The organism is Pseudomonas sp. UYIF39 (genome assembly GCF_029963765.1).
Lineage (GTDB): Bacteria > Pseudomonadota > Gammaproteobacteria > Pseudomonadales > Pseudomonadaceae > Aquipseudomonas.
Genome location: NZ_JALBYU010000002.1, coordinates 400,744 through 409,034, shown reverse-complemented (window position 1 = coordinate 409,034; position 8,291 = coordinate 400,744). Strand labels below are relative to the sequence as shown.

Sequence of the window (8,291 nt, the reverse complement as noted above, 5' to 3'; positions counted from 1 at the left end):
CGTGTCAGTCGACAGCGATGTTGAATGATGCACCGTCATCGCGAGCAGGCTCGCTCCCACAGTTGTTTTGGGGTGTTTTTTAGGGTTGTGCTGGTTTTTTGAAGACGTAGAACAGGTTCGGCTCGCTGACGAGGTACATCGTGCCGTCGCCGTCCATGGCAATGCCTTCCGCTTGCGGCACAGCCTTTTGCAGACCCTGACGCCCCTTGTTCAGTGACATCGTGCTCAGCGGTCGCCCGTCCACATCCAGTTCCAGAATCAGCCGCGACTCATCCGACAGCGCCAGCAGATGGCCGCTGCGCTCGTCGTATTGCAGGCTCGACAGGTCCGTCACAAACATCCCGGCATCGCGCCTGGGGTTGTTCACTACGTGCACCGCGTAGGATTTTTCCGGGTTGTAATGGGGAAAGCCCTGCACTTCGTAGATCAGCATCGGATCGCGCTCCTTGGCGACAAACAACCGCTTGCCCACCGAGTCGTAAGCCAGGCCTTCGAAGCCCTTGTTGCCGCTCATGTGCACGCCAAGGGTCATCTGCTCGGCATCCGCTGCGTCGAGGAACGTAGTGTCCTTTTCCAGATGAACCTTGATCAGCCGCTGCTGACGCTCATCAGTGATCACGTAAGTGTCAGCGCTAATGAATTCCACCGCTTCCGGATCGCCAAACCCGATCAGCGCAATGCGTCGAATAATCTGGCCGTCCAGCGACAGTTCGATCAGCTCCGAGTTTTTGTTGGTGACGGTGAACAGGCTTTGGCGCACCGGATCAAAGGTCAGCGCCGACACATCGTCGGCCAGCCCATCAATGACTCGCGCCTCGACCGTCACCTGGTACTGATCCAAAGCGATGGACTGAGCGTTCACTGGCTGCCAAAGCGTGTGCAGGTTGAACCAGGCGCGCTCGAACAGGCGCAGGTGCTGGCCGCCCGCAATCAGAGTGATCAGGGCAATCACCGACAGGATCAAAAGCAGAGGCTTGGGACGGGCAAGTCGGCGCATTCGGGCAAGCTCGGAATCAGTACGGGCTTATTTCTGCTTTTCGAAGCGGTAGAACAGGTTTGGCTCACTCACCATGTACAGCGTCCCCGCCTCGTCCATGGTCACGCCTTCGGCGCGAGGAATGGTCTTCTTCAGACCATTGAAGCCACCCAGCAAGGTCATGAAGCTGACCTGCTCGCCTCTCTCGTCCAGCTCCAGCAATAAGTGGGAGTCGGCAGACAACACCAGGGTGTGGCCAGTGCGCGGGTCGATGGCCAGCGCCGAGAGGTTGCGGATGTCCAGTTCGTCACTGGCGAGTTTCTGCTTGTCACCGGTGAGTGTCTGGCCATCGTTGCTTTTCCAGGTGAACAACGCCGGTGGACGCTCTTCACCCAGCAACATCTGCTGATTGCGCGAATCCCAGACGACTGCTTCGAAGGCCTTGTTCTGGTCTTTCGAGGGACCGAGGTCGTATTTCGGGAAGTTGGCGATGTTCAGCTCGCGGGTGTCAGCGTCAACCTTGACGATGGAGAGCATGTGGTCACGCTCATCGACGATGGCCAGCAGACCGTTGCCCATCACGGTCACGCCTTCAGGATTGCTCCAGCCCACCAGCGGCATTTTGCGCAGCACGTCGCCCTGCAGGGTCAATTCGACGAGGAACGGGTTCTTGCCCATGACTGAGAACAGGGTTTTGGTTTGCGGGTTGTAGGCCAGGTCGGACGCTTCATCCTTTTCCATGCCCGGCAGCACTTTGGCATCGATCACTGCCCGGTAATCCGGCAGCCAGACACTCTGCTGACGTTCGGCGGGACTTTCGAAACGTTCCAGCACCCAAAGCACACCGCGGTCATCCCAATGCATCGCAAACGCGAGGCCATAGGCGGCGGCCACCAGCAAAAGCCAGAAATACCAACGCATGAAAAAGCGCGAGCGGCGGGCAGTTTTAAGCTTGGGCAGTGGTTGTTGGGTGACCATCGAGGGATGAGTTCCAGAAATTCAGGCTATGGGTAATAGCATAATTGGGACCGGCTCAGACGCCGCAAGTCCCGGAATTATCCGGAGAAGATGTGAAAAAAACGGGAAATGGCGGGAAAGCCCTTCCATTGCCCATCACAGAAACCAAATGTGGGAGCGAGCCTGCTCGCGATGAGGCCAGCACATTCAACAATGATGTCGAATGACAGACCGCTATCGCGAGCAGGCTCGCTCCCACAGGGTTTGGCAGTGTCTTGGTTAGCGCACGCTACTGGTGAAGCTGCTGGCGCCTGGCAACTCGATCACCAGTTCATCACCGACATTCAGCGGGCCAACACCCACAGGCGTACCCGTCAGGATCACGTCACCGGCCTGCAGCGAGAAGCAGCCGGCCATGTGCTGGATCATCGGCACGATTGGGTTGAGCATCGCGCTGCTGTTGCCGTCCTGGCGCACTTCGCCGTTGATGGTCAGGCGGATGCCGATGTCGGTCAGGTCAGCGAACGTGCTACCGGACACGAAGGGCGCAATCACCGCCGCACCATCGAAGGACTTGGCGATTTCCCAAGGCAGGCCCTTGGCTTTCAGCTCGGCCTGCTTGTCGCGCAGGGTCAAGTCAAGGGCCGGGGCGAAACCGGAGATAGCATCGAGCACTTCTTCACGGCTCGGTTTGGTCGACAAAGGCTTGCCAATCAACACCGCGATTTCCGCTTCGTAATGCACCGAACCACGGTCGGTCGGAATGCTGAAACCACCTTCCAGCGGCACGACGCAACTGCCCGGCTTGATGAACAGCAGCGGCTCGGTAGGCACCGGGTTGTCCAGTTCCTTGGCGTGTTCGGCGTAGTTACGGCCAATGCACACCACTTTCCCCAGCGGAAAATGAATACGCGTACCGTCGACATACTGGTGCTGATAGCTCATTACCGACTCCTGTTTCGTAGCTCTTAAATTCAAAAGTCAAACAGCGAAGATCTTGCCCGGGTTCATGATGCCGTTCGGGTCGAACACCGCTTTGACGGCTTTCATGTACTCGATCTCAACCGGCGAGCGGCTGTAGGTCAAGTAGTCACGCTTGGTCATGCCCACGCCATGCTCGGCGGAAATCGAGCCGTTGTACTTCTCGACGGTTTCGAACACCCACTTGTTGACGGTCGCACACTTGGCGAAGAACTCGTCCTTGCTCAGGTTTTCCGGCTTGAGGATGTTCAAGTGCAGGTTGCCGTCGCCGATGTGGCCGAACCAGACGATTTCGAAATCCGGGTAGTGTTCGCCGACGATCGCGTCGATTTCCTTCAGGAACGCCGGGACTTTCGACACAGTGACCGAAATGTCGTTCTTGTATGGGGTCCAGTGGGAAATGGTCTCGGAGATGTATTCGCGCAGCTTCCAGAGGTTTTGCAGCTGGGTTTCGCTCTGGCTCATCACGCCGTCCAGCACCCAGCCCTGCTCAACGCAATGCTCGAAGGTTTCCAGGGCGTGGTTGGCCACTTCTTCGGTGGTCGCTTCGAATTCCAGCAGCGCGTAGAACGGGCAATCTGTTTCGAACGGCACCGGCACGTCGCCGCGAGCCATGACCTTCGCCAGGGCTTTATCGGAGAAAAATTCGAAGGCAGTCAGGTCGAGTTTGCTCTGGAACGCGTGCAATACCGGCATGATCGAGTCGAAATCGGCAGTGCCGAGGACCATGGCGGTGAGGTTTTTCGGGGCACGATCCAGACGCATGGTGGCTTCGACCACGAAACCCAGGGTGCCTTCAGCGCCAATGAACAGCTGACGCAGGTCGTAACCGGTGGCGTTCTTGATCAGGTCTTTGTTCAGTTCCAGCAGATCGCCTTTGCCGGTGACGACCTTCATGCCGGCCACCCAGTTACGGGTCATGCCGTAGCGAATCACCTTGATCCCGCCGGCATTGGTGCCAATATTGCCGCCAATCTGGCTCGAACCTGCGGAGGCGAAATCCACCGGGTAGTACAGGCCTTTTTCTTCGGCGACGTTCTGCAAATGCTCGGTGACCACGCCTGGCTGGCAGACTGCGGTGCGGTCGGTCATGTTCACGTCGAGGATCTGGTTCATGTAGTCGAAGGACACAACGACTTCGCCATTGGCAGCCACAGCCGCGGCGGACAGCCCGGTGCGACCTCCGGACGGCACCAGCGCAATTTTGTGCTCATTGGCCCAACGAACAATGGCCTGGACCTGCTCGGTGGTCTTGGGGAACACGATAGCGGTCGGGGCCGGGGCGAAATGCTTGGTCCAATCCTTACCGTAAGCATTCAGGGAGTCGGCATCGGTCAGCACCTTGCCAGGCTCAACCAGGGTCTTCAGCTCTTCAATCAGGGCAGGATTGGTCATCGACAGAACTCTCGAACAATTCATGGTCATCCTGAGAACGCTTCACGTCGCAGGAATGAGTGTTTAGCGGGGTGCGTATGCTAGCATACCGACCCCGCAGGATAGTGCCCAACGGCTATTCTGTGGCGACGGCTTTCTTGCCGTCCGGGTCAGCGTCTGCTGGCTATTTCCTGCCATTTTTCTCCGGGATACAGGTTTACGCAGATGAGCAAGACTTCTCTCGATAAGAGCAAGATCAAGTTCCTTCTTCTCGAAGGCGTCCACCAATCGGCTGTCGACGTCCTCAAGTCGGCGGGCTACACCAGCATCGAGTACCTCACAGGTTCTCTGCCGGAAGCCCAGCTGAAGGAAAAGATCGCTGATGCGCACTTCATCGGCATTCGCTCCCGCACTCAACTGACCGAAGAGATCTTCGATCACGCGAAGAAACTGGTCGCTGTCGGCTGTTTCTGCATCGGCACCAACCAGGTTGACCTGAACGCTGCCCGCGAACGCGGCATTGCAGTGTTCAACGCGCCGTACTCCAACACTCGCTCCGTCGCGGAACTGGTGCTGGCAGAAGCGATCCTGTTGCTGCGCGGCATCCCTGAGAAGAACGCTTCCTGCCACCGTGGCGGTTGGATCAAGAGCGCGGCCAACTCCTTCGAGATCCGTGGCAAGAAGCTGGGCATCGTCGGTTACGGCTCGATCGGCACTCAACTGTCGGTCCTGGCTGAAGGCCTGGGCATGCAGGTGTACTTCTACGACACCGTGACCAAGCTGCCATTGGGCAACGCGACTCAGGTCGGTAACCTGACCGAGCTGCTGGGCATGTCCGACATCGTCACCCTGCACGTTCCGGAAACCGCAGCCACCCAGTGGATGATCGGCGAGAAGGAAATCCGTGCAATCAAGAAGGGCGGCATCCTGATCAACGCCGCTCGCGGCACCGTGGTCGAACTGGACGCTCTGGCGGACGCGATCAAGGACAAGCACCTGATCGGCGCGGCCATCGACGTATTCCCGGTGGAGCCTCGCTCCAACGAAGAAGAGTTCGAAAGCCCGCTGCGTGGCCTGGACAACGTGATCCTGACCCCGCACATCGGCGGCTCAACCGCTGAAGCCCAAGCCAACATCGGTCTGGAAGTAGCGGAAAAACTGGTCAAGTACAGCGACAACGGTACCTCGGTATCGTCGGTAAACTTCCCGGAAGTGGCCCTGCCGGCTCACCCTGGCAAGCACCGTCTGCTGCACATCCACGAGAACATTCCGGGTGTGATGAGCGAGATCAACAAGGTCTTCGCCGAAAACGGTATCAACATTTCCGGTCAGTTCCTGCAAACCAACGAGAAAGTCGGCTATGTCGTGATCGACGTAGACGCCGAGTACTCGGAAATGGCGCAAGAGAAGCTGCAGCACATCAACGGCACCATTCGTTGCCGCGTGTTGTTCTGATAGTGACTTAAGCGACAAAAAAGGAGACCTACGGGTCTCCTTTTTCATGGGTGCGGTTCTTTATTCCGAGCAGGTTACTTGACGTTGACGGTGATCTTCTCCGACACGATCGGCGGATCGAACGGCATGTGGCCGCTATCGCCCAGTTCCAGCTGCAAGGTGTGCTTGCCCGGCGTCAGCTTTACTTCAGCCTGGGTCTGTGCCTTGCCGAAATGCAGGTGGCTGGCATCGTTGGGGATCGGCGCGCCGGCGGCTGGCAGTTGGTCGACATCGATCAGCAAGTGGTGATGGCCGGTGTTCTTGGTGACATCGCCCGCAGGCGCCAGCGCCATGTTCTCGACAGCGAACTTGACCACGACGGTTTGCGGAACCGTAGCTCCGTCCGCAGGAGAAACGATGGACACTTCTGCACCCTTGGGGGCCGGAGTCGCAGCCGTTGCCAACATCGAAGCACCCATCAACAGGCCAGCCAATGCTGCTCGTGACACAAAGGTTTTCATTCTCTTCTCCAGTTTTTTCGTAAAATCCGCGTGGCCATGACAACTTCACGGCCATTCGTTGTCGAAGGCTCTCGACAACCATAGCAAAGCGAGCCTGAACAGAGCGTCGCGATAATGAATTCAAAGGAGTGACCATGCGTTTTCTGCCTGGCCTGATCTGCCTGCTACCCCTTCTGAGCCCTTTGGCTCATGCCGAACTGATTGACGATGTAAACGACCGTGGCGAATTGCGTATTGCCCTTGAGGCTAATACACCGCCCTTCAATTTCAAGGACGATGGTCAACTCTCGGGCTTCGAAGTCGAGTTGGGTCAACTCCTGGCCAACGAGCTGGATGTGCGGGCCGACTTCGTCGTTACCGATTCAGGCGATCTGTTGACCGGTGTCGAAAGCGGTAAATACGACATCGCCATCAACCACATAGCAGTGACCCCAGACCTCAAGGATCGTTTCGATTTCAGCGAACCTTACATTCACACTAATGCGCAATTGATCGCGCAGAAGGAAGAGCAACCTCGCTCGATGCTGCTGGTGCAGTCACTGACGGAAGAGAAGCCGAAGGCTGGCCCGGCAGTGAGCCTGGCGATTCCGTTTCAGAAAGGTAACCCGGCGTTTCGCGCCAGCCTGGAAAACGCGCTGCAGCGGATCAAGGCGGATGGGCGATTGGAGGCGTTGTCGCAGAAGTGGTTGGGGGCGGATACGAGCGTGGCGCCGAAACCCTGAGTTGAGGCTGATGAGTAACCCTGTGTGCGAGCTTGCTCGCGATGGCGGCCTGACATTCAACATCAATGTTGGCTGGTATGGCCCCATCGCGAGCAAGCTCGCTCCCACAGTGGTTTTGTGTAGGGCGTTAATTCAGGGTTGCCAGGACTGCCGCCGCTTGCGGCAACTCCAGCTCACTGAAGACCTGAACGCCATGGCGCTTGAGCAATGCCGCAGTCACGCCTTCGCCACTCACCTTCACACCACTGAACGTCCCGTCATAGGTCAACAGATTCCCGCAAGACGGGCTGTTGGCCTTGAGTACGGCAATGCGGATGCCGTGCTTTTGCACCAGTTCCAATGCCTGATAAGCCCCCAAGAGAAACTCGGCGCTGACGTCCACGCCCTCGGTGGTGATCACTGAGGCGTAACCATCAAGCACTTCAGCACCCTGCCCGCCCGGAATTTCCGCCGCTGCCCTTGGCGTCGGCAACCCGCCGGCGACCTCTGGACACAACGGCACCACCCGACCTTCATCAAGCCACTGCTGAAGCTGATCGAACGGTCCACTCGCCCCGCCGTCGTAACGTACGCGGTGGCCCAGCAGACAGCGGCTTACCAGAATTTTTTGCATGATCAGAACGGCTCGTTGCCACGGCGCCGGAACCAGCCGGTCAACGACAGGCGATCGCGGGTCGCGGGCAGGACTTCGTGGGGCACTTCACCCGACAGGAACACCACCAGGCATCCGCCGGTAGGCACTACATCGTGTTCGACGCCTTCCCCAAGGTACATGCGCAACTGGCCGCCGTGCTCGGGCAGCCAGGCGTCGTTGAGATAGACCACCGCCGACACCATGCGCCGGTCGTCGTCGCGAAAACGGTCGACATGCTTGAGGTAGAACGCTCCGGGCGGGTACAGCGCGAAATGGCTTTCGAAATCTTCCAGGCCCAGAAACAAACCACGATTCATCGCTTCGCGCAGACTGTCCATCAAATCCAGATAGCTGTCGCACGCCAACGCCTGGCCGGGCTCGATCCACTGGATATGGTCGCCGCGAATCGCCTCGCGAATCTCGGATGTCGACCCGCGCCCCACGGCGGCCGGAGCCAATTCGCCCTCGGCAGCACGTTTACGGCACTCAGCCGCCAGTTCCTGGGTCAGACCCAGTGGAAGGAAAACATTCTGCTGCGACCAGCCGTGCTCAGCCAAGTCGTCGACGATACGTAACAGCAGCGGGTGATCAGAGGGTATTCGCATGCCGCGCATAGTAATCCTGTGCCTGAAAATCCGACAGAGCCGCGCAGCGGGTTGATACGAATTCTCGACAAGGACGAATGCCACACG

9 protein-coding genes are annotated in these 8,291 nt (G+C 58.3%); 2 read left to right on the top strand and 7 right to left on the bottom strand.

Going from position 1 to position 8,291, the window contains the following annotated elements; genetic code table 11:
* Positions 1-79: 79 nt before the first annotated feature.
* The 4 genes from MO767_RS04885 to MO767_RS04870 all read right to left on the bottom strand — a co-directional run bounded on the left by MO767_RS04885 (position 80) and on the right by MO767_RS04870 (position 4,309).
* Positions 80-997 carry an SdiA-regulated domain-containing protein gene (locus MO767_RS04885; RefSeq protein ID WP_282479613.1) on the bottom strand — a complete coding sequence of 306 codons (918 nt, stop codon included), beginning with the start codon at positions 995-997 and terminating at the stop codon, positions 80-82.
* A gap of 27 nt (positions 998-1,024) precedes the next feature.
* Complete coding sequence (locus MO767_RS04880) at positions 1,025-1,954, bottom strand: SdiA-regulated domain-containing protein (protein WP_282479612.1); 930 nt, start codon at positions 1,952-1,954, stop codon at positions 1,025-1,027.
* Between the two features lie 258 nt (positions 1,955-2,212).
* Positions 2,213-2,878 carry a fumarylacetoacetate hydrolase family protein gene (locus MO767_RS04875; RefSeq protein WP_282479611.1) on the bottom strand — a complete coding sequence of 222 codons (666 nt, stop codon included), beginning with the start codon at positions 2,876-2,878 and terminating at the stop codon, positions 2,213-2,215.
* Positions 2,879-2,914: 36 nt separating this feature from the next.
* On the bottom strand, positions 2,915-4,309 hold the full coding sequence (locus MO767_RS04870) for an FAD-binding oxidoreductase (protein ID WP_282479610.1): 1,395 nt from the start codon (positions 4,307-4,309) through the stop codon (positions 2,915-2,917).
* A 204-nt stretch (positions 4,310-4,513) separates the two neighbouring features.
* Here MO767_RS04870 and serA point away from each other — a divergent pair, with 204 nt between their 5' ends.
* Entirely contained in the window at positions 4,514-5,743 is a 1,230-nt protein-coding gene (serA, locus tag MO767_RS04865) for a phosphoglycerate dehydrogenase (RefSeq protein ID WP_282479609.1), read from the top strand.
* Positions 5,744-5,817: 74 nt separating this feature from the next.
* Here the strand turns inward: serA and MO767_RS04860 are convergent, their stop codons facing one another.
* The gene (locus tag MO767_RS04860) at positions 5,818-6,243 is read right to left on the bottom strand and encodes a DUF4399 domain-containing protein (protein WP_282479608.1); all 426 of its coding nucleotides are present in this window, start codon (positions 6,241-6,243) and stop codon (positions 5,818-5,820) included.
* A gap of 134 nt (positions 6,244-6,377) precedes the next feature.
* Between MO767_RS04860 and MO767_RS04855 the strand changes: the two genes are divergently transcribed.
* On the top strand, positions 6,378-6,965 hold the full coding sequence (locus MO767_RS04855) for a transporter substrate-binding domain-containing protein (RefSeq protein WP_282479607.1): 588 nt from the start codon (positions 6,378-6,380) through the stop codon (positions 6,963-6,965).
* Positions 6,966-7,092: 127 nt separating this feature from the next.
* Here MO767_RS04855 and MO767_RS04850 read toward each other — a convergent pair whose 3' ends face one another.
* Both MO767_RS04850 and MO767_RS04845 read right to left on the bottom strand, forming a co-directional pair.
* On the bottom strand, positions 7,093-7,578 hold the full coding sequence (locus MO767_RS04850) for a DUF523 domain-containing protein (protein WP_282479606.1): 486 nt from the start codon (positions 7,576-7,578) through the stop codon (positions 7,093-7,095).
* A 2-nt stretch (positions 7,579-7,580) separates the two neighbouring features.
* Positions 7,581-8,213 carry a 2OG-Fe(II) oxygenase gene (locus MO767_RS04845; protein WP_282479605.1) on the bottom strand — a complete coding sequence of 211 codons (633 nt, stop codon included), beginning with the start codon at positions 8,211-8,213 and terminating at the stop codon, positions 7,581-7,583.
* Between the last annotated feature and the right edge of the window lie 78 nt (positions 8,214-8,291).

Coding starts and splice junctions, on each gene's coding strand:
- MO767_RS04885 (WP_282479613.1), bottom strand. CDS start 997: ATGCGCCGACTTGCCCGTCCCAAGCCTCTGCTTTTGATCCTGTCGGTG.
- MO767_RS04880 (WP_282479612.1), bottom strand. CDS start 1,954: ATGGTCACCCAACAACCACTGCCCAAGCTTAAAACTGCCCGCCGCTCG.
- MO767_RS04875 (WP_282479611.1), bottom strand. CDS start 2,878: ATGAGCTATCAGCACCAGTATGTCGACGGTACGCGTATTCATTTTCCG.
- MO767_RS04870 (WP_282479610.1), bottom strand. CDS start 4,309: ATGACCAATCCTGCCCTGATTGAAGAGCTGAAGACCCTGGTTGAGCCT.
- serA (WP_282479609.1), top strand. CDS start 4,514: ATGAGCAAGACTTCTCTCGATAAGAGCAAGATCAAGTTCCTTCTTCTC.
- MO767_RS04860 (WP_282479608.1), bottom strand. CDS start 6,243: ATGAAAACCTTTGTGTCACGAGCAGCATTGGCTGGCCTGTTGATGGGT.
- MO767_RS04855 (WP_282479607.1), top strand. CDS start 6,378: ATGCGTTTTCTGCCTGGCCTGATCTGCCTGCTACCCCTTCTGAGCCCT.
- MO767_RS04850 (WP_282479606.1), bottom strand. CDS start 7,578: ATGCAAAAAATTCTGGTAAGCCGCTGTCTGCTGGGCCACCGCGTACGT.
- MO767_RS04845 (WP_282479605.1), bottom strand. CDS start 8,213: ATGCGCGGCATGCGAATACCCTCTGATCACCCGCTGCTGTTACGTATC.